19 protein-coding genes and 1 pseudogene are annotated in these 22,978 nt (G+C 73.1%); 13 read left to right on the top strand and 7 right to left on the bottom strand.

Annotated features, from left to right (window positions below; all coding sequences use genetic code 11):
* Positions 1–120: 120 nt before the first annotated feature.
* From V5O46_RS04245 to V5O46_RS04290, 10 genes are all read left to right on the top strand, one after another.
* On the top strand, positions 121–1,818 hold the full coding sequence (locus V5O46_RS04245; RefSeq protein ID WP_332883031.1) for a nitrite/sulfite reductase: 1,698 nt from the start codon (positions 121–123) through the stop codon (positions 1,816–1,818).
* A complete protein-coding gene (locus tag V5O46_RS04250; protein ID WP_332883032.1) occupies positions 1,815–1,994 on the top strand; it encodes a hypothetical protein in 180 nt (59 codons plus the stop codon). Before V5O46_RS04245 ends, V5O46_RS04250 begins: the two co-directional genes overlap by 4 nt.
* Positions 1,991–2,701, top strand: a complete 711-nt coding sequence (locus V5O46_RS04255; RefSeq protein ID WP_332883033.1) for a phosphoadenylyl-sulfate reductase — start codon at positions 1,991–1,993, stop codon at positions 2,699–2,701. The genes V5O46_RS04250 and V5O46_RS04255 overlap by 4 nt, the downstream gene beginning before the upstream one ends.
* Positions 2,698–3,270: an adenylyl-sulfate kinase gene (gene cysC, locus V5O46_RS04260; RefSeq protein WP_332883034.1), complete on the top strand. Its 573-nt coding sequence runs from the start codon at positions 2,698–2,700 to the stop codon at positions 3,268–3,270. Before V5O46_RS04255 ends, cysC begins: the two co-directional genes overlap by 4 nt.
* Entirely contained in the window at positions 3,267–4,208 is a 942-nt protein-coding gene (cysD, locus tag V5O46_RS04265; protein ID WP_332883035.1) for a sulfate adenylyltransferase subunit CysD, read from the top strand. Before cysC ends, cysD begins: the two co-directional genes overlap by 4 nt.
* Positions 4,209–4,210: 2 nt before the next feature.
* The gene (locus V5O46_RS04270; protein WP_332883036.1) at positions 4,211–5,566 is read left to right on the top strand and encodes a sulfate adenylyltransferase subunit 1; all 1,356 of its coding nucleotides are present in this window, start codon (positions 4,211–4,213) and stop codon (positions 5,564–5,566) included.
* A 256-nt stretch (positions 5,567–5,822) separates the two neighbouring features.
* Complete coding sequence (locus tag V5O46_RS04275) at positions 5,823–6,929, top strand: ABC transporter substrate-binding protein (protein ID WP_332883037.1); 1,107 nt, start codon at positions 5,823–5,825, stop codon at positions 6,927–6,929.
* 36 nt (positions 6,930–6,965) lie between these two features.
* Positions 6,966–7,760, top strand: coding sequence for an ABC transporter ATP-binding protein (locus V5O46_RS04280; RefSeq protein WP_332883204.1), 795 nt, complete (start codon positions 6,966–6,968; stop codon positions 7,758–7,760).
* Positions 7,747–8,640, top strand: coding sequence for an ABC transporter permease (locus V5O46_RS04285; RefSeq protein ID WP_332883038.1), 894 nt, complete (start codon positions 7,747–7,749; stop codon positions 8,638–8,640). The genes V5O46_RS04280 and V5O46_RS04285 overlap by 14 nt, the downstream gene beginning before the upstream one ends.
* A 5-nt stretch (positions 8,641–8,645) precedes the next feature.
* Positions 8,646–9,383, top strand: a complete 738-nt coding sequence (locus V5O46_RS04290) for a sirohydrochlorin chelatase (protein ID WP_332883039.1) — start codon at positions 8,646–8,648, stop codon at positions 9,381–9,383.
* 7 nt (positions 9,384–9,390) lie between these two features.
* Here V5O46_RS04290 and V5O46_RS04295 read toward each other — a convergent pair whose 3' ends face one another.
* From V5O46_RS04295 to erm, 3 genes and pseudogenes are all read right to left on the bottom strand, one after another.
* On the bottom strand, positions 9,391–9,939 hold the full coding sequence (locus V5O46_RS04295; RefSeq protein ID WP_332883040.1) for a DUF1697 domain-containing protein: 549 nt from the start codon (positions 9,937–9,939) through the stop codon (positions 9,391–9,393).
* A 199-nt stretch (positions 9,940–10,138) separates the two neighbouring features.
* On the bottom strand, positions 10,139–11,338 hold the full coding sequence (gene mgt, locus V5O46_RS04300; protein ID WP_332883041.1) for a macrolide-inactivating glycosyltransferase: 1,200 nt from the start codon (positions 11,336–11,338) through the stop codon (positions 10,139–10,141).
* A gap of 62 nt (positions 11,339–11,400) precedes the next feature.
* Positions 11,401–12,182 (bottom strand): annotated as a pseudogene (erm, locus tag V5O46_RS04305) (ErmE/ErmH/ErmO/ErmR family 23S rRNA (adenine(2058)-N(6))-methyltransferase).
* Positions 12,183–12,607: 425 nt separating this feature from the next.
* On the opposite strand from erm, the gene V5O46_RS04310 reads away from it, so the two are divergent.
* Positions 12,608–13,471 carry a phosphotransferase enzyme family protein gene (locus V5O46_RS04310; protein ID WP_332883042.1) on the top strand — a complete coding sequence of 288 codons (864 nt, stop codon included), beginning with the start codon at positions 12,608–12,610 and terminating at the stop codon, positions 13,469–13,471.
* 25 nt (positions 13,472–13,496) lie between these two features.
* Here the strand turns inward: V5O46_RS04310 and V5O46_RS04315 are convergent, their stop codons facing one another.
* Positions 13,497–14,255, bottom strand: coding sequence for a 3'-5' exonuclease (locus V5O46_RS04315; RefSeq protein WP_332883043.1), 759 nt, complete (start codon positions 14,253–14,255; stop codon positions 13,497–13,499).
* A 116-nt stretch (positions 14,256–14,371) separates the two neighbouring features.
* Complete coding sequence (locus V5O46_RS04320) at positions 14,372–15,619, bottom strand: SAV2148 family HEPN domain-containing protein (protein ID WP_332883044.1); 1,248 nt, start codon at positions 15,617–15,619, stop codon at positions 14,372–14,374.
* Positions 15,620–15,911: 292 nt separating this feature from the next.
* Between V5O46_RS04320 and glgX the strand changes: the two genes are divergently transcribed.
* Positions 15,912–18,065, top strand: coding sequence for a glycogen debranching protein GlgX (gene glgX / locus V5O46_RS04325; RefSeq protein ID WP_332883045.1), 2,154 nt, complete (start codon positions 15,912–15,914; stop codon positions 18,063–18,065).
* A 263-nt stretch (positions 18,066–18,328) separates the two neighbouring features.
* Here glgX and V5O46_RS04330 read toward each other — a convergent pair whose 3' ends face one another.
* Complete coding sequence (locus V5O46_RS04330) at positions 18,329–18,796, bottom strand: MFS transporter (RefSeq protein ID WP_332883046.1); 468 nt, start codon at positions 18,794–18,796, stop codon at positions 18,329–18,331.
* A gap of 126 nt (positions 18,797–18,922) precedes the next feature.
* On the opposite strand from V5O46_RS04330, the gene treY reads away from it, so the two are divergent.
* Positions 18,923–21,376, top strand: coding sequence for a malto-oligosyltrehalose synthase (gene treY / locus V5O46_RS04335; protein ID WP_332883047.1), 2,454 nt, complete (start codon positions 18,923–18,925; stop codon positions 21,374–21,376).
* A gap of 123 nt (positions 21,377–21,499) precedes the next feature.
* On the opposite strand, the gene V5O46_RS04340 is transcribed toward treY, so the two are convergent.
* Positions 21,500–22,852: a M14 family zinc carboxypeptidase gene (locus tag V5O46_RS04340; RefSeq protein WP_332883205.1), complete on the bottom strand. Its 1,353-nt coding sequence runs from the start codon at positions 22,850–22,852 to the stop codon at positions 21,500–21,502.
* Positions 22,853–22,978: the final 126 nt, after the last annotated feature.

Raw genomic sequence — 22,978 nt, forward strand, 5'->3', positions numbered from 1 at the left:
AGCAGCCCGGAAATCCCCCGCCTCGTTCGCATCCCCGCGCAGCGCCGCGCAGGACTGCACCTGCGCCTGCGCCGCGCAGGTCAGCGCTTCTCTCCACCGGTCCCGAAGGACGTGTCATCCATGGCCGCCACCCCGCAGAACCCCGCCGCCGCGACTCCCCGCCGCAAGGTGAGCCGTCACCGCGGCGAGGGTCAGTGGGCCGCGGGTCACTTCACCCCGCTCAACGGCAACGAACAGTTCAAGAAGGACGACGACGGTCTCAATGTGCGGACACGTATTGAGACGGTCTACTCCAAGCGCGGATTCGACTCGATCGACCCCAACGACCTGCGCGGCCGGATGCGCTGGTGGGGCCTGTACACCCAGCGCAAGCCCGGCATCGACGGCGGCAAGACCGCGGTGCTGGAGCCGGAGGAGCTCGAGGACAGCTACTTCATGCTGCGCGTCCGCATCGACGGCGGCCGGCTGACCACCCGGCAGCTGCGCGTCATCGGCGAGATCTCGCAGGAGTTCGCGCGCGGCACCGCCGACATCACCGACCGGCAGAACGTGCAGTACCACTGGATCCGGATCGAGGACGTGCCCGAGATCTGGAACCGCCTGGAGGCCGTCGGCCTGTCCACCACCGAGGCCTGCGGCGACACCCCCCGCGTGGTCCTGGGCTCGCCCGTGGCCGGAATCGCCGCGGACGAGATCATCGACGGCACCCCCGCCATCGAGGAGATCCAGCGCCGCATCGTGGGCAACAAGGACTTCTCCAACCTGCCCCGCAAGTTCAAGTCGGCGGTCTCCGGCTCGCCACTGCTGGACGTGGCGCACGAGATCAACGACATCGCCTTCGTCGGTGTCGACCACCCCGAGCACGGCCCCGGTTTCGACCTGTGGGTCGGCGGCGGCCTCTCCACCAACCCCAAGATCGGCGTCCGGCTCGGCGCCTGGGTCCCGCTGGAGGAGGTCCCGGACGTCTACGAGGGCGTCATCTCCATCTTCCGCGACTACGGCTACCGCCGGCTCCGCACGCGGGCCCGCCTGAAGTTCCTGGTCGCCGACTGGGGCGCGGAGAAGTTCCGCCAGGTGCTGCAGGACGAGTACCTGAAGCGCAGGCTGCTCGACGGACCGGCCCCGGCCCAGCCCGTGGAGCGCTGGCGCGACCACGTCGGGGTGCACCGGCAGCAGGACGGCCGCCACTACGTCGGCTTCGCCCCGCGTGTCGGCCGGGTGGACGGCACCACCCTGACGAAGATCGCCGACCTGGCGGAGGCGCACGGCTCCGGCCGGGTGCGGACCACCGTCGAACAGAAGATGATCATCCTCGATGTCGCGGAGGACCAGGTCGACTCGCTGGTCGAGTCCCTGGAGGCGCTGGACCTCACCGCCCGGCCCTCCCCGTTCCGGCGCGGCACCATGGCCTGCACCGGCATCGAGTACTGCAAGCTCGCCATCGTCGAGACCAAGGCGCGCGGCGCCTCGCTGATCGACGAGCTGGAGCGCCGGATCCCGGAGTTCGAAGAGCCCATCACCATCAACATCAACGGCTGCCCGAACGCCTGTGCCCGTATCCAGGTGGCGGACATCGGTCTCAAGGGCCAGCTGGTCATGAACGACCGGGGCGAGCAGGTCGAGGGCTACCAGGTGCACCTCGGCGGCGCCCTCGGCCTCGAGGCGGGCTTCGGCCGCAAGGTGCGCGGTCTGAAGGTGACCTCCGAGGAACTGCCGGACTACGTCGAGCGGGTGCTGAAGCGCTTCCAGGAGGAGCGCGAGGACGGCGAGCGGTTCGCCGCCTGGGCCGCCCGGGCGAGCGAGGAGTCCCTCTCATGAGTGAGCGCGCTGCCCCCTTCTACTGCCCCTACTGCGGCGACGAGGACCTGCGGCCGAACGAGCAGGGCCACGGCGCCTGGGAGTGCGCGGCGTGCAACCGCGCCTTCCGGCTGAAGTTCCTCGGGCTGCTCGCCCGGGGGCTGCAGGCCGATTCCACGGGAGGGGAACCCATATGACCGCGGTACAGGAAGAGCGCACCACCGAGGATCTCAAGGCGCTCGCCGAGCAGGCGGGCCGTGAACTGGAGAACGCCACCGCACCGGAGATACTCCGGTGGGCCGCGGACACCTTCGGCAGGCGGTTCTGCGTGACCTCGTCCATGGAGGACGCGGTCGTCGCCCATCTCGCCTCCCGTGCCCTGCCCGGCGTGGACGTGGTGTTCCTCGACACCGGCTACCACTTCCCGGAGACCATCGGCACCCGGGACGCGGTCGAAGCCGTGATGGACGTCAATCTCATCACCCTCACCCCCCGGCAGACGGTCGCCGAGCAGGACGCGGAGTACGGGCCGCGGCTCCACGACCGTGACCCCGACCTGTGCTGCGCGTTGCGCAAGGTGCGGCCTTTGGAGGAGGGGCTGAAGAACTATGTGGCCTGGGCGACCGGACTGCGCCGCGACGAGTCCCCGACCCGGGCGGACACCCCGGTCGTCGGATGGGACGAGAAGCGGCAGAAAGTGAAGATTTCCCCGATCGCGCGATGGTCACAGGAAGATGTGGCAGCCTACGTCGCCGAGCACGGAGTCCTCACCAACCCGTTGCTGATGGACGGCTACGCCTCCGTCGGCTGTGCTCCCTGCACCCGGCGTGTGCTGGAGGGCGAGGACGCCCGGGCGGGCCGCTGGTCGGGCCTGAGCAAGACCGAGTGCGGGCTGCACGGATGACGACGACCCATCATCGGACCCAGGAGAACCACGTGACGAGCGGAGCCACCGTCTGGCTCACGGGCCTGCCCAGCGCCGGCAAGACCACGATCGCCCACGAGCTGGCCGGGCGGCTGCGCGCCGAGGACCGGCGCGTGGAGGTCCTCGACGGCGACGAGATCCGCGAGTTCCTCTCCGCGGGCCTCGGCTTCTCCCGCGAGGACCGGCACACCAACGTGCAGCGCATCGGCTTCGTCGCCGAGCTGCTCGCCCGCCACGGCGTCACGGCGCTGGTCCCGGTGATCGCGCCGTACACCGACAGCCGCGACGCGGTCCGCAAGCGGCACGAGGCGAACGGCACCGCGTACGTCGAGGTGCATGTGGCCACGCCGGTGGAGGTGTGCTCGGTACGGGACGTCAAGGGCCTGTACGCCAAGCAGGCCGCGGGCGAGCTGACCGGGCTCACCGGCGTCGACGACCCGTACGAGCAGCCCGAGACGCCCGACCTGCGCATCGAGTCGCAGAACCAGACCGTCCAGGAGTCCGCCGCGGCGGTGTACGCCCTGCTCACTGAAAGGGGACTGGCATGACGACCTCCGTCGCGACCGTCACCGACGAGGAGACCGACAGTCCGTACACGCTGTCCCACCTGGACGCGCTGGAGTCCGAGGCGGTGCACATCTTCCGCGAGGTGGCGGGCGAGTTCGAGCGGCCGGTGATCCTTTTCTCCGGCGGCAAGGACTCCATCGTCATGCTGCATCTGGCGCTGAAGGCGTTCGCCCCGGCGCCGGTCCCGTTCGCGCTGCTGCACGTGGACACCGGGCACAACTTCCCCGAGGTCCTCGACTACCGTGACCGCACCGTCGAGAAGCACGGGCTGCGGCTGCATGTCGCCTCCGTGCAGGACTACATCGACCGGGGCGTGCTCAAGGAGCGCCCGGACGGCACCCGCAACCCGCTGCAGACGCTGCCGCTGACCGAGAAGATCCAGGCGGAGCGGTTCGACGCGGTCTTCGGCGGCGGGCGCCGCGACGAGGAGAAGGCCCGCGCCAAGGAGCGGGTGTTCTCCCTGCGCGACGAGTTCTCCCAGTGGGACCCGCGCCGCCAGCGCCCCGAGCTGTGGAACCTGTACAACGGCCGCCACTCCCCCGGCGAGCACGTCCGGGTCTTCCCGCTGTCCAACTGGACCGAGCTGGACGTCTGGCAGTACATCGCCCGCGAGGGCATCGAGCTGCCCGCGATCTACTACGCACACGAGCGCGAGGTGTTCGCCCGCAGCGGCATGTGGCTGACCGCCGGCGACTGGGGCGGGCCGAAGGACGACGAGTCCGTGGAGAAGCGGCAGGTCCGCTACCGCACCGTCGGCGACATGTCCTGCACCGGCGCGGTCGACTCCGACGCCGACACCATCGAGAAGGTGATCGCCGAGATCGCCGCCTCGCGTCTCACCGAGCGCGGCGCCACCCGGGCCGACGACAAGCTCTCCGAGGCCGCGATGGAAGACCGCAAGCGCGAGGGGTACTTCTAGCGATGACCAGCACCACCGAACCCACCGAGCCGCTGTCGGTCGAACAGCTGTCGGCGACCACCCTGCTGCGGTTCGCCACCGCCGGCTCGGTCGACGACGGCAAGTCCACCCTGGTGGGCCGGCTGCTGCACGACTCCAAGTCGGTCCTCGCCGACCAGCTGGAGGCCGTGGAGCGCGCCTCGGCCGGCCGTGGCCAGGACGCCCCGGACCTGGCGCTGCTCACCGACGGCCTGCGCGCCGAGCGGGAGCAGGGCATCACCATCGACGTGGCCTACCGCTACTTCGCCACGCCCCGGCGCAGGTTCATCCTCGCCGACACCCCGGGGCACGTGCAGTACACCCGCAACATGGTCACCGGCGCCTCCACCGCCGAGCTGACGGTCATCCTGGTCGACGCCCGCAACGGAGTCGTCGAGCAGACCCGGCGGCACGCCGCCATAGCGGCACTGCTGCGGGTGCCGCACGCGGTCCTCGCCGTCAACAAGATGGACCTCGTCGGCTACGACGAGCAGGTGTTCGCCCGGATCGCCGAGGAGTTCACGGCGTACGCCACCGAACTGGGCGTCCCGGAGGTCACCGCGATCCCGATCTCGGCGCTGGTCGGCGACAACGTGGTGGAGCCGTCCGCGCACATGGACTGGTACGGCGGCCCGACCGTCCTGGAACACCTGGAGACCGTCCCGGTCTCCCACGACCTGGCGCACTGCCACGCCCGGCTGCCCGTGCAGTACGTGATCCGGCCGCAGACCGCCGAGCACCCCGACTACCGGGGCTACGCCGGCCAGATCGCCGCCGGTTCGTTCCGGGTCGGCGACCCGGTCACCGTGCTGCCGTCCGGCCGGAGCACGAAGGTGGCCGGGATCGATCTGCTGGGCGAGCCGGTGGACGTGGCCTGGACGCCGCAGTCGGTGACACTGCGGCTGGAGGACGACATCGACGTCTCGCGCGGCGATCTGATCGTGCCCAGCCAGGACGCGCCGGCCACCACGCAGGACCTCGAGGCCACCGTCTGCCACGTCGCCGACCAGCCGCTGACCGTCGGCCACCGGGTACTGCTCAAGCACGGCACCCGCACGGTGAAGGCGATCGTCAGGGACATCCCGTCCCGGCTCACGCTCGACGACCTGTCGCTGCACCCGCACCCGGGTCAGCTCACCGCCAACGACATCGGCCGGGTCAAGATCCGCACCGCGGAGCCGCTGCCCGTCGACTCCTACGCCGACTCGCGGCGCACCGGCTCGTTCATCCTGATCGACCCCGGCGACGGCACCACGCTGACCGCCGGCATGGTCGGCGAGTCCTTCGCCTCCCCGGAGCCGGTCAAGGATCAGGCCGACGACGACGGGTGGGACTTCTGACATGGACTCCCCCGACGTCTACTCCACGTTCGCCAAGGAGGGCGGCCGCATCGGCAGCGGCGCCGTCGGAAGCGGGCAGGGCGGAGTGTCGCGATGTGCGGGCTGAGCCGCGGGCACGGCGCACCCCGCCGGCTCCGCCGCTCGCGCCGTCACCCGCACCGCCGAAAACCCGCCGACCTCCCGGCCACGACCTGACCGACGTACCAGACCGACCTGGCAGACCGTGACCGCCGGGCCAACGAGAGGAACACCTCCCGTGCCTGCCACCACCGCCCTGCGCCGTGTGCTCGCGGCCCTGACCGCCCTGCCGCTGCTGGTCCTCGCCGGCTGCGGATACGGGTCGCAGGCCAAGGACGACGACACGGTGCAGATCGCCGCCGGGGCGAAGAAGACCGACGGCCTGGACTCGGTCCGGATCGGCTACCTCGGCAACGTCACCCACGCCACGGCGCTGGTGGGCAACCGGCAGGGCTTCTTCCAGAAGGAGCTGGGCGCCACCGAGGCGAAGTACGCGGTGTTCAACGCGGGACCGTCCGTGATCGAGGCCCTGAACTCCGGTTCCCTCGACATCGCCTGGCTCGGCCCGTCCCCCGCGGTCAACGGCTACACCAAGGCCGAGGGCAGGAACCTGCGGATCATCGGCGGTTCGGCGTCCGGCGGGGTGAAGCTGGTGGTGAACCCGGACCGGATCGCGTCGCCGAAGGACGTCGAGGGCAAGCGGATCGCGACCCCGCAGCTCGGCAACACCCAGGACGTGGCCTTCCTCGACTGGGCCGCGGAGCAGGGCTGGAAGATCGACCCGCTCAGCGGCAAGGGCGATGTCACGGTGGTCCGCAGCGACAACAAGGTCACCCCCGACGCCTTCCGGTCCGGTTCCGTCGACGGCGCATGGGTGCCGGAGCCGACCGCGTCCCAGCTGGTCGCCGCGGGCGGCGAGGTGCTGCTCGACGAGACGTCGCTGTGGCCCGACGAGGAGTTCGTCACCACCAACATCGTCGTGTCCCAGGAGTTCCTCGAGGAGCATCCGAAGGCCGTCGAGGCGGTGCTGAAGGCCTCCGTGCGGACCAACGCCTGGATCGAGGCCCACCCGGACCGGGCCAGGGCCGCCGCCAACGAGCAGATCGAACGCGACACCGGCAAGGCCCTGCCGGACGAGGTCCTGGGCCCGGCGTGGGAGTCGGTCCGGGTCACCGACGACCCGCTGGCCGCCACCCTCGCCACCCAGGCCGGACACGCCGTCGAGGCCGGACTGCTGGACGAGCCCGACCTGACCGGCATCTACGACCTCACGCTGCTCAACAAGGTCCTCGCGGCCGAGGGCGAGCCCGCCGTCGACGACGCCGGTCTCGGCGTCCCCGAGTAGGCCCGGATGACGACCACTGACCAGGAGGTGACGACCATGGCCACGACCACGACCCTCGCCAAGGCCGACGAGACCACCGGATCGGCCGTCCGGGCCGCCCGGATCGAGCATGTCTCCAAGTCGTTCTCGGGCCCCGGCGGGACACAGCTCGTGCTGGACGACATCAGCCTCGACGTCGCGCCCGGCGAGTTCGTCACCCTCCTCGGCGCGTCCGGGTGCGGCAAGTCCACGCTGCTGAACCTGGTGGCGGGCCTGGACCGGCCCAGTGCCGGCACGATCGAGACGGACGGGCGCCCGGCGCTGATGTTCCAGGAGCACGCCCTGTTCCCGTGGCTGTCCGCCGGGAAGAACGTGGAACTCGCCCTGAAGCTGCGCGGTGTGCCCAGGTCCGAGCGGCGCGGCCGGGCCGAGGAGCTGCTGGAGCTGGTCCGGCTGAAGGGTGCGCACGGCAAGCGGGTGCACGAGCTGAGCGGCGGTATGCGCCAGCGCGTGGCGATGGCCCGGGCGCTCGCGCAGGAGTCCCGGCTGCTGCTGATGGACGAGCCGTTCGCGGCGCTGGACGCGATCACCCGCGACGTGCTGCACGACGAGCTGACCCGGATCTGGCGCGAGACGCAGCTTTCCGTCCTGTTCGTCACGCACAACGTGCGCGAGGCGGTGCGGCTCGCCGAGCGGGTGGTGCTGCTGTCCTCCCGCCCCGGGCGGATCGCCCGCGAGTGGACGGTCGGCATCCCGCACCCGCGGCGGATCGAGGACTCCGCGGTGGCGGAGCTGTCCGTCGAGATCACCGAAGAACTGCGTGGGGAGATCCGCCGCCATGGCCAGCACTGACAGCACCGTCAAGGACCGCGGCAACGATCTCGCCGGGCTGGAGGCGGGCCTCGACGCGCTGGAGACGGTGCAGCGGGTCCGCAAGCCGTTCCGGCAGACGTTCACCGAGAAGATCCTGCCGCCGGTCATCGCCGTCGCCCTGGTGCTGGCGGTCTGGCAGGCGCTGGTCTCCTTCGGGATCGTCGACGACCCGACCAAGCTGCCCGCGCCCTCCGACGTGTGGAACGTGCTGCGGGACGCCTGGCTCCAGGGCGAGCTGCTCGGCTACATCTGGACCAGCGTCTCGCGCGGCCTCCTCGGCTTCTGCCTCGCGCTGCTGATCGGCACCCCGCTGGGGCTGCTGGTGGCGCGGGTGAAGTTCGTGCGGGCGGCCATCGGACCGATCCTGTCCGGGCTGCAGTCGCTGCCGTCGGTGGCGTGGGTGCCGCCCGCGGTGATCTGGCTGGGCCTGAACAACCAGATGATGTACGCGGTGATCCTGCTCGGCGCGGTGCCGTCCATCGCCAACGGGCTGGTCTCCGGCGTCGACCAGGTGCCGCCGCTGTTCCTGCGGGCGGGCCGCACACTGGGCGCCACGGGGCTCAAGGGCACCTGGCACATCACCCTCCCGGCCGCACTGCCCGGCTATGTGGCCGGACTCAAGCAGGGCTGGGCGTTCTCCTGGCGCTCGCTGATGGCCGCCGAGATCATCGCGTCCTTCCCCGACCTCGGCATCGGGCTCGGCCAGCTGCTGGAGAACGGCCGCAACGCCAGTGACATGGCGATGGTGTTCGAGGCCATCCTGCTGATCCTGTTCGTCGGCATCGCCATCGACCTGCTGATCTTCAGCCCGCTGGAGCGCTGGGTGCTGCGCAGCCGCGGGCTGCTGGTGCGGAGCTGAGTGCCATGAGCCCTCCGGTCCTGCTGGTCATCGCGCACGGCAGCCGCGACCCGCGGCACGCCGCGACCGTGCACGCCCTGGTGCGCCGGGTCCGCTCGCTGCGCCCCGGTCTGCGGGTGGAGACCGGCTTCCTCGACTTCAACGTGCCGTCGGTGCCCGGAATGCTGGAGTCCCTGGCGGCCGAGGGCGTGCGCGACGTGGTGGCGCTGCCGCTGCTGCTGACCCGCGCCTTCCACGCCAAGGCGGACATCCCCGCGGTCCTCGCGGATGCCCCGGCCCGGCTGCGGATCCGGCAGACGGAGGTGCTCGGCCCTTCCCCGCTGCTGCTGTCGGCGCTGGAGCGGCGGCTGTACGAGGCGGGTCTGGCCCCCGCCGACAGGTCCTCGACCGGGGTCGTGCTGGCCTCGGCGGGGTCCACCGACCCGGAGGCGATCGCAGTGATCGCAGATATCGCGCGGGAGTGGCGGCACACCGGTTGGTGCGCCGTGCGGCCTGCGTTCGCCTCCGCATCCCTGCCCCGCACCGAGGACGCGGTGCGGGCGCTGCGGGCCCTGGGCTGCGAGCGGGTCGCCGTCGCGCCCTACGTGCTGGCTCCCGGGTTCCTGCCGGACCGTATCGCCCGGGGCGCGGCCGAGGCCGATGTGCTGGCGGACGTCCTCGGTCCGGCTCCCGAGGTGGCGCGGCTGCTGCTGGAGCGCTACGACGCGGCCCGGGTGCCGGTCCTGGCGGCCGTGGGGGCCTGAGGCCGCATCAGGGCGCGGTCATCTCCACGAGCTTGCGTACGGTGTTCCAGTTGCGGGTGGTGGCGATCAGGCCCTTGGTGATACGAGGTCTGGCCAGCTGCTCGGCGAGCTTGGAGCGGCCCAGGCCGTCGGGGGTGTACAGATACAGTGCCCGGTCGCCGAGGCGGAACTCCTCGGGGAGGAAGGCGGCCCGGTCGACCTCCGCGAACCGCGCCTCGTCGGCCGGGGCGGAGAAGTAGGTGACGTGGAGCTGCTTGGGCTGCAGGGCGTCGGCCGGGAACGGGGAGCCCTCCGCGACGGCCCTCAGATAGGCGTGGTCGCGGACGATCACGTCCACGGCGAAGCCGAACCGCTGCTCGACCGCCGCCGTGAGCTCGGCCTGCAGCGACTCCTCGTCACCGTGGCCGGAGGTGAACACCGCCTGCCCGCTCTGCAGATACGTGCGTACTCCGCCGAACCCGCGTTCCTCCAGCAGTCCGCGCAGGTCGGCCATCGGGACCTTCCGGCCGCCGCCCACGTTGATCCCCCGCAGCAGCGCCGCGTACGTCGTCGTCATGCGCTCACGATAGGCGGCCGTCGTGCCCCGTGGGGGTGGGCACGACGGCCGGTCGTCCGCACCTGCGGAACCGCTCGAAACTCTGGTCGATCCGGGGTGCGCGGAGCAACTGCGCCACGCGGCTGTGACTTATTCAACAACACTGCGGACCTGTGTCGGAGGGCCCTCCGGCCGTGGCCGGCGGACCCTCCGACATGTGTCAGGAGCGGCCGGGCAGTTCCGCCTCGATGAGGTCGGCGGCGCGGCGGGTGCCGCCCTCCTCGGCCATCTGCGCCTGGATGCCCTCCAGCCGGCCGGCCACCTCCGGGTCGCCGACCAGTTCCAGGGCGGCAGCGCGCAGTGCCTCGCCGGTCGCCTCCTCGGTGTCCAGCCGCCGGGCCACGCCGAGGGCCTGGAGCAGATCGGCGTTGCCGAACTGGTCCACGGCCTGCGGTACGGCGATCATCGGTGTGGCGGTGGCCAGTCCCTCCTGGCTGCCGCCCGCACCGGCGTGGGTGACGAACAGGTCCGCCTGCTGCAGGATCGCCAACTGCGGCACCCAGGAGCGGACTTCCACGGTGTCCGGTACGTCGCCCAGCTCGGCGGGGTCGACATGGCGGCCGATCTGCAGGACCAGATGCCAGCCCGGCAGGTCGCCGAATGCCTCCACGCACTCCCGGTAGAAAGCGGGCTGCTTGGTGAAGGCCGAGCCGAGGGAGACCAGCGCCACCTTCTCGGCCCCGGCGGGCCGCTGCCAGTCGCCCTCGGCGCCGCGGTCGCCCTGGCAGGCGCCGACGAAGGAGTACACGGTCTCGTCGACGCGGTCGGCGTTGGGCTGGAGCGCCCTGGGGATCAGGACGATGGAGCGGTCGGGGCGGCCGACGAACGGGTCGGGGTCCAGCGTGATGCCGTTCCCCTCCAGCCAGGAGTGGAAGCGGGCGTAGTAGGCCCGGCCGCGCTCGGTCTTCCTCGGCTCCTCCCAGACCGGCTCGCCGACCTCCTTCTCGTACCCGTCCCAGGCGACGTAGGTGGGTGAGAGGGAGACGGCGGGCACGCCCCAGCGGTGGGCGAGGACGCGGGCCGGGTAGGAGCCGATGTCGTGCAGGACGAGGTCGGGCTCGTCGCCCTCGTAGGCCTCGATCAGCTGCGGGAGTGCCTGGACCGCGTCGTCGAGGAAGGGCTCGACGTGGTCCAGGAGCGTGGTCCCCCAGGCTTCGGGGTCGGCGTCCGGACCGGGCAGCGTGGAATGCCACAGCCTGGGCTCGGCGCCGGTGGCGGCGACCTTCTCGGCGAGGGCGGGCGGGATCGCGTAGGTCACCCGGTGGCCCCGCGCGACGAGCTCACGGATGACCTCCAGGCTGGGGTTCACATGACCGTGGGCGGCGATGGAGAACATGGCGATGTGCGCGGGAGTACTCATGCCGCGACAATATGCGAGACGAGACGTCTCGTGCAACTTGTTTTCCGTCGCCCTCGGCTGCGTCACGGCGCCGGCACCTCGTGCAGACGCAGCCACCGCGCCACCTCGCCGACCAGCACGCCCGGATCCAGGCGCGCGGCCCGGAACCCGGCGTCCACCCGGTTGCCGCGGACGGGCGCGCCGCAGCGAGGCGTGCAGCGAGCCTCCGACGCCGGAGAAGCCCGGCTCGACCAGGTCTTGCCGGCCGTGCTGCACGGCGGGGCCGAGCAGCGGGGTGCGGCGCCGTTCGAGGCGCAGGATCCCGGCGTCCACGCGGGGCACGGGGCGGAAGGCGTACCGGCCGACCCGGCCCGCCGGCCGCCACCCGTGACGCGGCCAGGTGATGACCGTCGGCCGGGTCCAGCGGCCGTGGCCGCCGGTGCGTCCGCGGGCGTACTCGAGCCGGGTGAGGAGGGTGGCATCGGTGAGCGCGGGGGCGGCCAGGCACCGGGCCACGACGTCGGCGGTGCGGGAGAACGGCACGTTGCCGGCGACCGAGAAGGGGGCGTGCGGCGGCCGGACGGCGAGGAAGTCCCCCTTCGACCACCCTGACCTGCTCCGTGTCGGCGAACCGGGCGCACAGTCCCGGCACCGGGCCGGGGCCGATCCCGTAGGCGCGCAGCTCCCGGCAGCGGAGGGCCGGCGGAGCGGTCGACGCGCCCCTGCCCGCGCCGACTTCGAGCAGCAGCGGGGCGGCGGTCCGGTCCTCCGGCACGGCGAGCCGGGCGAGGCGTTCGGCGGTGGCGCGGTCGGTGAGGAAGTTCTGCGAGAGCACACGGGTGGTGCGCGTGGTGGGTCGGGCCATGGCCTGCGGTCCTTGTCTTCCGTGAAGGCAGAAGAGGGCAGCGAGAGGCCCTGACCGGAAGACCGAGACGGGAGAGGACAAGGGGGCGCGCGACGCCGCGTGGAATCAGCGGGCGTGACTCCCCGGACCGGTCAGGGCTCCGGGGCTGCGACGCATCCGGACGGAATACGTGCACCCCCGGCCTTGGCCGGTGATGCAGATCGCGATGTCGAGTCCCACGTGAGGCACGCCGGGCGGGGGCCGGCGGCGCGGGCAACCGGTTTTCCTGCCACCCCTTCCGGGTCCTTCCGAGCGCCGCCGCCACCGCGGGCGGGGCACCTCCCGCGCACGGCCCCACCAGCGGGAATGCGACACTCACCAGGACAACCGACCGACGTCGCCGGCCTCGGCCGCGACATGACACGACACAGCTGCGGAGGCGGAGCATGGACGAGGCCGGGGCACGCGCGGTGCTGGCCGCGGCACGGGTGCTGCCGGGGCCGGCCCGGGATGCGCGGCTGCTCTCCCTGGGCGAGAACGCCGTGTTCGCCGCCGGTGATCTCGTGGTCAAGGTGGGCCGCGAGTCGGAGCTGCTGGACCGGGCGCGCCGCGAGCTGGCCGTCGCGGTGTGGCTGGCCGGGGCCGGGGTGCCGGCGGTCCGGGCGGCCGAGCCGGAACCACTGCTCGTCGACGGGCATCCGGTGACCGTGTGGCACCGGATGCCCGATCCGGTGCGGCCCCCCGGACCGCGGGACCTGGCCGCACTGCTGCGGCTGGTGCACGCACTTCCGCCGCCCTCCTTCCCGCTGCCGCCCCGCGGGCTGCTGGGCGGGGTGGAGCGCTGGCTGCGGCTCGCGGGCGACGCGATCGACCCGGCGGACGCGGCCTATCTGCGCGAGCGCCGCGACGGCTTCGCGACGGCCGCCGCGGCCCTGACGCCGCGGCTGCCGCCGGGTCCGATCCACGGCGACGCACTGCCCCGCAACGTGCATGTCGGCCCCGGCGGCCCGGTCCTGGTGGACCTGGAGACCTTCGCCGCGGACCTGCGCGAGCACGACCTGGTCGTCATGGCGCTGTCCCGGGACCGCTACGGACTCCCGGCCGAGGCCTACGCGGCCTTCACCGAGACCTACGGCTGGGACGTGCGCGACTGGGACGGCTGCGCGGTGCTGCGCGGCGCCCGCGAGACGGCCAGCTGCGCCTGGGTCGCCCAGCACGCCCCGAGCAACCCGAAGGCCCTGGCCGAGTTCACGCGCAGGGTGGCGTCCCTGCGGGACGGCGACCCGACGGTGCGCTGGCATCCGTTCTGAGCCCCTGCTTGTGCGACGGCTCCGGTCACACCGGCTCGTCGGCCGGGTGCCCGGCATGGGCCCCGGCAGGCTCCCCGGACGGTTCGCGCAGCGGCCAGGTGCCGTCGATCACGGCTGCGGGGTCGCCCTTGCGGCGCAGGAAGGCCTGGAAGTCGGCGGCCTGGGCGGCGCACCACCGGATCTGCCGGCGGTGCAGCTCCGCCGGGCCGAGGGCGGCGGCCTTGGTGTGCCGGCCGGCTATCGCGCAGGCCAGCCGCGCCGCGGCGAGGGCGTCGGCCGAGGCGTCGTGGGCGGAGTCCAGCGGCACGCCGTACTCCGCGCAGACCGCCTCCAGATTGCGCTTGCCCCGGCGGTAGCGGTCGACGGAGCGGTCGATGACGTACGGGTCGATGACGGGGGCGGGGTCCTGGCCGCCCAGCCGGTCCCGCAGCGACGGCAGTCCGTACCGCCGCAGCTCTGCGGAGAGCAGGGTGAGGTCGAACGCGGCGTTGTAGGCGACCACCGGCACGCCCGCCTGCCAGTACCCCACCAGCGCCGCGGCGATGGCGTCGGCGACCCGGTCGGCCGGGCGGCCCTCGGCGGCCGCGCGCTCGGTGCTGATGCCGTGGACCGCCACCGCGTCCGCGGGGATCTCCACGCCCGGATCGGCCAGCCATTCCCGGCGCCCCAGCGACTCCCCTCCCCTGACCTCGATCACGGCACCCGTGACGATGCGCGCCTCGCGCGGATCCGTGCCCGTCGTCTCCAGATCGAAGCCGATCAGCAGCTCCCGGTGCCAGCCCATGGGCGGCCCCCCTTCTTGGTGGTGCGTTCCCCCAGTGACCTCCACCCTCGCACGCACCACTGACAATCAGCCGGCCGCGTTCCGTTCCGGGCCGGGCCGCGGACGCCGCGGGGCCGTCACGAAACCGGCCGGGCGTCCGCCCACATCAGCTCGAACTCCTCGCGATAGGTCGGAAAGAGCCCGGCTTCATCGGCCTGGTCCGACTTGACGACCTTTCCGGCGTTCCGCCCGTTCCGCAGGACGAGGACCGGCGCCTCCATGCCCCGGGTCCGCCGCAGATAGGACTGCACGACCGCGACGCCGTCGGAGCCGTCCCCGTCGACGAGGTAGGCGGTGAAGCGGGGCGTCTCGTCGAAGACCTGGATCTCGAAGGCGCCCGGGTCGCGCAGCCGGGACCGCACCCGGCGCATGTGCAGGATGTTGGTCTCCACCGCCCGGCTCAGCTCGCCCCGTTTGAGGCCGAGTTCGCGCTCGCGCCGCTTGACCGCGCTGGAGGCGGGGTTGAGGAACAGCAGCCGCACCCGGGTCCCGGCCTCCGCCAGCCGCACCATCCGCCGCCCGGAGAAGTTCTGCACCAGCAGGTTGAGTCCGATGCCGACGGCGTCGAGGCGGCGGGCGCCGCCGAAGATGTCCTCGGCGGGGAACTGCCGCAGCAGCCGGACCCGGTCGGGGTGGACGGCGACGACGTCCGCGTAGCGGTCGCCGACCAGGTCCTCCACGGCGTCGACGGGCAGCCGGCGGGCGGAGGGCACGTCGCTGCCGGCGCCGAGCAGCTCCAGCAGCCTGGCCGAGGCCCGCTCGGCCTGGTTCAGCACCGCCTCGGACAGCGCCCGGTTGCGGGAGACGACGTTCCGGGTGACCTCCAGCTCGTCGAGGGCCAGCTCCACATCGCGGCGTTCGTCGACGTACGGCGCGAAGCAGGGCCAGTGCTGCACCATCAGCTCGCGCAGCTGGGGCAAGGTGAGGAAGCTCAGCACATTGTCGTCGGCCGGGTCGAGCAGATAGCCCTTGCGGCGGCTGACCTCGCGTACGGCGACCGCGCGCTGCACCCACTCCTGCCCGGCCGGGCCGGCGGCGGCGACCACCCAGTCGTCGCCGTGCACCGGTTCGTACACCGGGCGCAGCACGGCGGCCACCACGGCGCGCAGCCGCTGTTCGACCAGGTTCAGCCAGATGTAGGCGCGGCCGGCCCGCTGGGCGCGGGTACGCACCTCGTGCCAGGCACCGGCGTCCCAGTCCAGCTCAGGGCCGATCGCGCCCGCGTGCACGGGCCGCGCCAGGGACACCGCACCGGGCGGGACGTCCGCGGAGTCCCCCTGGTGACCCTCGTCACCGGGGGGCAGCTCCAGCCCTCCCGAGCCCACCCGCGCACCGCCTTCCACTCCCCCGGGCACTCCCCGGCTCAACGATCAAGGAAGAGTACTCCGGGAGCGGTCCACGACGCAGCCTGATGCGCAGGCTCGTTGCTCAACTACCGCTTTCCCCCTGCCCGTTCCGATCATGGCCCGCGCACCGTCGTGAGCGGAGTCATATCGGGCGCGGGGCGGGCCGGTTCCGGCACGGGGCGGGAGACCTCGTAGCCGGTCCGGTACTTTCCGGGGAGACTCGGGGCCAAGGCGACCCCAACGGCGCTCCCCACCTGAAAGAGTCGTGTCCATGCAGGTCTGGCCTGGAGAGGCATATCCCCTCGGTGCCACGTACGACGGCGCCGGCACCAACTTCGCGGTCTTCACCGAGGCCGCCGACCGAGTAGAGCTGTGTCTGCTGCACGACGACGGGTCGGAGACGGCGGTCGAGCTGCGGGAGAGCGACGCCTTCGTGCGGCACGCGTATCTGCCGGGCGTGATGCCGGGGCAGCGGTACGGCTACCGCGTGCACGGGCCCTACGCACCCGAGCGCGGCCTGCGCTGCAACTCGGCGAAGCTGCTCCTGGACCCCTATGCGCGGGCCATCAGCGGCGCGATCGGCTGGGGCGAGGAGGTGTACGGCTACCACTTCGGCGCCCCCGAACGGCGCAACGACCTGGACTCGGCCCCGCACACGATGACCTCGGTGGTGGTCAACCCGTACTTCGACTGGGGCGACGACCGGCGGCCCAGGACGGATTACCACCACACGGTGATCTACGAGGCCCACGTCAAGGGCCTCACGATGCGCCACCCCGGGCTCCCCGAGGAGCTGCGCGGCACCTATGCGGCCCTCGCCCACCCGGCGGTGATCGGGCATCTCACCGAACTCGGGGTGACGGCGCTGGAGCTGATGCCCGTACACCAGTTCGTCAACGACCATCGTCTGGTGGACCTGGGCCTGAGCAACTACTGGGGCTACAACACCATCGGCTTCTTCGCCCCGCACAACGCCTACGCCTCCTGGGGCGACCGCGGCCAGCAGGTGCTGGAGTTCAAGTCCGCGGTGAAGGCACTGCACGAGGCCGGGATCGAGGTGATCCTGGACGTGGTCTACAACCACACCGCCGAGGGCAACCACCTGGGTCCGACGCTGTCCTTCAAGGGCATCGACAACCCCTCGTACTACCGGCTGGCCGACGATCCGCGCTACTACACGGACACCACGGGGACCGGGAACTCCCTGCTGATGCGCTCCCCGCACGTCCTGCAGATGATCATGGATTCGCTGCGCTACTGGGTGACCGAGATGCACGTCGACGGTTTCCGCTTCGACCTGGCGGCCACCCTGGCCCGGCAGTTCCACGAGGTGGACCGGCTGTCGTCGTTCTTCGACCTGGTGCAGCAGGACCCGGTGGTGTCACAGGTGAAGCTGATCGCCGAGCCGTGGGACCTGGGCGAGGGCGGCTACCAGGTGGGCAACTTCCCGCCGCTGTGGACCGAGTGGAACGGCAAGTACCGGGACACGGTACGGGACCTGTGGCGCGGCGAGCCGCGCACGCTGGCGGAGTTCGCGTCCCGGCTGACCGGGTCCTCCGACCTGTACCAGGACGACGGCCGCCGCCCGCTGGCCTCCATCAACTTCGTCACCTGCCACGACGGTTTCACCCTGCACGACCTGGTCTCCTACGACGGCAAGCACAACGAGGCCAACGGCGAGGACAACCGGGACGGCGAGAGCCACAACCGCTCCTGGAACTGCGGGACCGAGGGCGACACCGACGACCCGGCGGTCCTGGAGCTGCGCGCCCGGCAGATGCGGAACTTCGTCGCCACGCTGCTGCTCTCCCAGGGCGTGCCGATGATCAGCCACGGTGACGAGTTCGCCCGCACCCAGCGGGGCAACAACAACGCCTACTGCCAGGACAACGAGCTGGCGTGGGTGCGCTGGCCGGACGCCGACGCGGAGGGCGAGCGGCAGCTGCTGCAGTTCACGCGCGCGATGGTGTGGCTGCGCAAGGACCATCCGGTCTTCCGCAGACGGCGTTTCTTCCACGGCCGGCCGGTGGAGGGCACCCACGACGAGCTGTCGGACATCGCCTGGTTCACCCCCGAGGGCCGGGAGATGACCCAGCGGGACTGGCACTCGGCACCGGCCTCGGCCCTGACGGTGTTCCTCAACGGCAACGCGATCTCGGAGCCCGGCGCGCGCGGAGAGCGCATCGCCGACGACTCCTTCCTGCTGATGTTCAACGCCGCGCCGAGGCCGCTGGACTTCGTCGTACCGGTGAACCACGGCCGGCAGTGGCAGGTGATGGTCGACACCGCCCGCCCGGAGGGCCTGCCGCCGGGCGCGGGTCCGAAGGTGCAGGCGGGCGCCACACTGCCCCTGGTGGACCGGAGCCTGACGGTGCTGCAGCGGCCGGTCCAGGATCTGAGCGCCCCGCGGGAAGTGCCCCGATAGGCCGTCGCCCGTCTGCCGCACCGTCGCTGGTCGCGCAGTTCCCCGCGCCCCCTCGGAGCGCTGCCGAACCGCAGCGGACTTCGCCCGACCCGCTGGGGACCGGTGCGCGCACTGTCACGGTGCGGGTGCCCGGAGGCCGGTGCCGGACGGTGCGGTGCGGGACGCCGGGCGGCCCGAGAGGGCCAGGGCGCACGCGAGAGCCGCCGCCAGGCTCGCCACCGCGAAGGCCGCGGCGGGGCCGTGGGACTCGGCCGGCCGGCCGGTCACCGCGACGGCGAGTGCCTGGCCGCCACGATCGCGCTGGTCGCGAACGCCATCGCCTCGGCGAGCCGGTCCCGCGGCACGCACCGCTCGGTGAGCGCGAACACCAACCGGGTCCGGGCCAGCGGGCCGACCAGCGGCACACCGGCGCCCGCCGCCGCGCCGAGCAGCGCGAGCAGCGGCGTCGGCAGCTCCGCGAGCGCGCCGGCCACCAGCGCGGCGATCGCGAGGGCGTTGGCGAGGCTGAGGGCGAGGACGACGGTGCGCTGACCGTGCCGGTCCGCGAGTCGCCCCACCAGCGGCCCGCAGGCGACCTGGCCTACCGCGAGCGCACCGCCGGTCAGCCCTGCCGCCGCCGGCGAGCCGCTCGTCCGGGCCACCAGCAGCACGCTGCCGAACTGGACGGTGGCCGTCGGCAGCCGGCCCAGGAACGACACGGCCGGCAGCAGCGGCCCGGTCAGGCCGATCACCTCTCGGTATCTCGCCGGCGCGCCGCGCCGCCCGGTGCTCCCCGTCGCTCGAAGCTGGGTGAGTGCGCATCCCCCCGTTGAGGGGCCGATGACACGAAAGGCGGCGGGGCGGGTACGTAGGTTTCCATGACATCTGTGCGCCCCGCCCCGGCCGCTCCCCCGGCGTACCCGGCCGGACCTGCTCCGCCGGGCGCCCGGCCTCCCCAGGCGACCTACCGGCTGCAGCTGCAGCCCGGCTTCCCGTTCGCCGCCGCGGCGGCGGCCGTGCCGTACCTGGCCTCGCTGGGCGTCTCGCACCTGCATCTGTCGCCCGTGCTGGAGGCCGTGCCGGGCTCGCTGCACGGCTACGACGTCGTGGACCACACGCGCGTGCGTGCCGAACTGGGCGGGGAGGAGGGACTGCGGGCCCTGGCGGCCACCGCGCGGGAGCACGGTCTGGGGCTGGTAGTGGACATCGTGCCGAACCACATGGCGCTGGCGCCCCGGCACAACCCCGCACTCTGGGAGGTGCTGCGGGACGGGCCCGCGTCACCCCGCGCCCGGTGGTTCGACGTCGACTGGGAGGCCCAGGACGGGCAGCTGCTGCTGCCGGTGCTCGGCGGGCCGCTGGGCGAGGTGATCGGGGACCTGCGGGTCGACGGGGACGCACTGCGTTACCACGACCATGCGTTCCCGCTGCGCGAGGGCACCGCTCAGCTGCCGCTGCCGCAGCTGCTGGACGCCCAGTGGTACCGCCCGGTGTGGTGGCGGCTGGCCCGTACGGAGCTGAACTACCGGCGGTTCTTCAGCATCTCGGAGCTGATCGGGGTGCGGGTGGAGGATCCGGAGGTGTTCGAGGCCACGCACGCCACGCTCCTGCGGCTGCTGCACGAGGGCGTGATCGAGGGTCTGCGCGTCGACCACCCCGACGGCCTCGCCGACCCGGCCGGCTATCTGACGCGGCTGCACGAGGCGACCGGCGGGCGGTGGACGGTCGTGGAGAAGATCCTCGCGGACGACGAGCGGCTGCCGGCCTCCTGGCCGGTCGCCGGCACCACCGGCTACGACGCGCTGCGCCGGATCGACGGCCTGTTCACGGACCCGGCGGGGCACACGGAACTCCTGGGGCTCTACCACCGGTTCGCGGCGCCGCAGACCGACCGGGGCGGGGACTGGGCGGCGACGGCGCGGCGGGCGGCGTACAAGGTGCTCACCCATGAGCTGGCCGCCGAGTGCGACCGGCTCACCCGGGTGGCCCACCGGCTGTGCGTCGCGTCCCCTGACCCCGTACTGCGCGACCGGGCGCCGTGGGCGCTGCGCACGGCGCTGCAGGAGCTGCTGGTGCGGCTGGAGGTCTACCGGCCGTACACCGCGGCGGACGCGGCGGACGTGGTGACCGAGGAGGCGGCGGCCGCGGCACGGCACGCGTTCGTGGTGCCGGAGGAGGCCGGCGCGGTCGACGTGGTCCGGGACCTGCTGCTGGGCGGCCGGGACGGCGACGGGCCGGAGCACGCGGAGTTCCGGGCCCGGTTCGCGCAGACGGCGTCGGCGCTGCGCGCGAAGTCGGTCGAGGACACGGCGTTCTACCGGTACGTGCCGCTGCTGTCGGCGACCGAGGTGGGCGGCGATCCGGGACGGCCGGCCGTGTCCCCGGAGGAGTTCCACGCGTACTGCGCGCGCGTGCAGCACGACTGGCCGCTGACCGGCACCGTGGTCTCCACCCACGACACCAAGCGCAGCGCCGATGTGCGGGCGGCACTGGCGGTGCTCACCGAGTGCCCGGCGCGGTGGGCGGACACCCTCGCGGAGGTGACCCGCGCCGGCGACGGCGGGCCCGACGCACAGCTGGCGTGGGCGGCCTGGCAGACCGTGTTCGGGCTCGGCCCGGCGGACGGCGGGCGGGTGCGGCGGGCGATGCTCAAGCATGTGCGCGAGGCCGGGATGTACACCAGCTGGACGGAGCAGGAACCATCGTACGAGGAGGCGGTGGACCGGTTCGTGGCGGCGGGCCCCTGCGGGCCGCCCGGCGAGCACGTGGCCGCTCTGCGTACGGCGCTGGAGCCGCACATCCGGGCCAATGTGCTCGGCACGGCCCTGGTCCACCTGACCATGCCGGGAGTGCCCGACCTCTACCAGGGCACCGAGGACGAGTACCGCGCGCTGGTGGACCCGGACAACCGCCGCCCGGTCCCGTTCCCTCCCGGCGGGCCGGGGGGTTCCCCGGAGCCCGGCGGCAAGGCCGCGGTGACCCGGGCGGCACTGGCGCTGCGGGCGCGCCGCCCGGACGCGTTCGGCGCCGGGGCGGCCTACGCACCGCTGCCCGCCGAGGGTCCGGCGGCGGACCACTGCACCGCGTTCGTGCGCTCCGGTGAGGTGCTGACCGCGGTGACCCGGCTGTCGCTGCGGCTGGCGGAGGCGGGCGGCTGGCGCGGGACACGGCTGACGCTGCCGCCGGGCCGGTGGGCGGACGTGCTCGACCCGGGACGGAAGTTCACCGGGCACGCGCGCGTGGCGGAGCTGTTCGAGCCGCTGCCCGTGGCCCTGCTGGAACGGGTGGACGCCACGGGCGACCGGGGCGTCCGGCCCGCCCGGGACTCCTGACATCGGCAGCATCCGGCACCCGGGGCGTCCGACACCCGGGAGGCCTGCCCTGTACCTCGGCCCGTACCTCGTCGGGCCCGCACGTCCGGCCCGCACGTCGGGCCCGTACGTCGGGCCCGTACGTCAGTCCCGGTGCATCGGCACCGCGGCGCCGCAGCCCCGGCCCGGGTCGCCCCAGCGGGAGCCCCCGGGGGTGTGCCGAACGGACAGTTCGAACGCGGCGAGGACGGCCCGCGCCTGGTACTCGACCTGGCGGGCGACCGGGATCCAGCGGGCCGCGCAGCCGTCGCGGTAGTCGGCGCACCACTGGTCGACCAGCCGGTCCAGCTCCGGCAGCACCTCGGCCGGGTCGCGGCCGGCCCGGGTCACCAGCTGGTGCAGCAGCCCGGCGGTGCGCAGCGCGAGGCGGCGGCCGGCGATGCGCAGGGCGACCAGGTGGGCGGTGCTGAGCGCGGGGAGGGGACGGCCGGAGCCGTCGTCGGTGTCGGGGTCCCAGGTGTCGGCGAGCCGTGGGCACACCAGCAGATAGTCGTCGACGGGGGCGAGCAGACGCGCGGTGTGCTCGGTGGCGGGCAGATGGGGCCGCAGCCGCGCGAGGAGCCGGTGCAGCAGCCGGGTGTCGTCGCGCAGGATGCGGCTGACCCTGCGCAGCACCCCCTCGGGGTCGGTGGGCGGGGAACCGTCGGCGACGGCGGCCACGCCCCACATGGGTGCCTCGACGACGGCCGTGACGGTGCCGTAGCGCTGCGGGTGGCACCAGGTGGACTCCACGGCGGCCTCGGTGATGGCGGCGGTCAGATCACCCCGGCGCGGCGGCGGTATGCGGTAGACGGCGGGACCGAGTCCGGGCCAGTACAGGGCGTCGTAGGCGCCGAGTTCGCGGGGGATGCCGAGGCGGGCCGCGGTCTGGGCGAGCCGCTGGGCGAGTCCGGGCAGATCGTGGGTGAGCTCGACGAAGCCGCCGCCGACATCGACGCCGTGCAGCGAGAACTGCAGAAAGGGCCGCAGCTCCCGGTGGAGGTCGAGCAGCGCGCGGGTCTCGGGCAGGGCGGCCCGGCCCGCGCCGTCGGGCAGCCACTCGGGCTGTTCCAGGAAGCCGGGCCGGAAGAAGTTGCGGACGTAGCGGCCGAGGCTGTACGGGCCGGACAGCCAGCCCTCGTTGTGCCGCAGGCCGTCGGGGTCGAGGCAGAGCAGCAGGTGCCAGCTGGTGTCGGCACCGTCGGTCAGCCGGGGATCGGCGAGCGCGCGCTCGGCCAGGCGCAGGGCGGTGGCACCGCCGACGGGTTCGTTGGGGTGCGGCCCGGCGACGACGAGGGCGGGGCGGCTGCCGTGCCCGACGGAGAGCAGCAGCAGCGGGGTGCCGGCGCGGGAGGTGCCGACGCGGCGCAGCCGGGCCCGGTCGGGGTGGCGGGCGGCGAGGGCGGCGGCCCGGGCGCCCAGTTCGTCGACGGTCGGATAGCGCAGGAGGGGCGTCAGGGCACACCTCCACGATGCGGCGCCGTCGGTTCACCTGCGGTGCTCGGTGTACGCACAGTCAGTCACGAGTTCGGGGGCGCGTCAACACCGCTTTCGGCAAAGGGCCGGTGGGCGCACACCGGGCGC

It is taken from the genome of Streptomyces poriticola (genome assembly GCF_036689765.1).
GTDB classification, from domain to species: domain Bacteria; phylum Actinomycetota; class Actinomycetes; order Streptomycetales; family Streptomycetaceae; genus Streptomyces; species Streptomyces poriticola.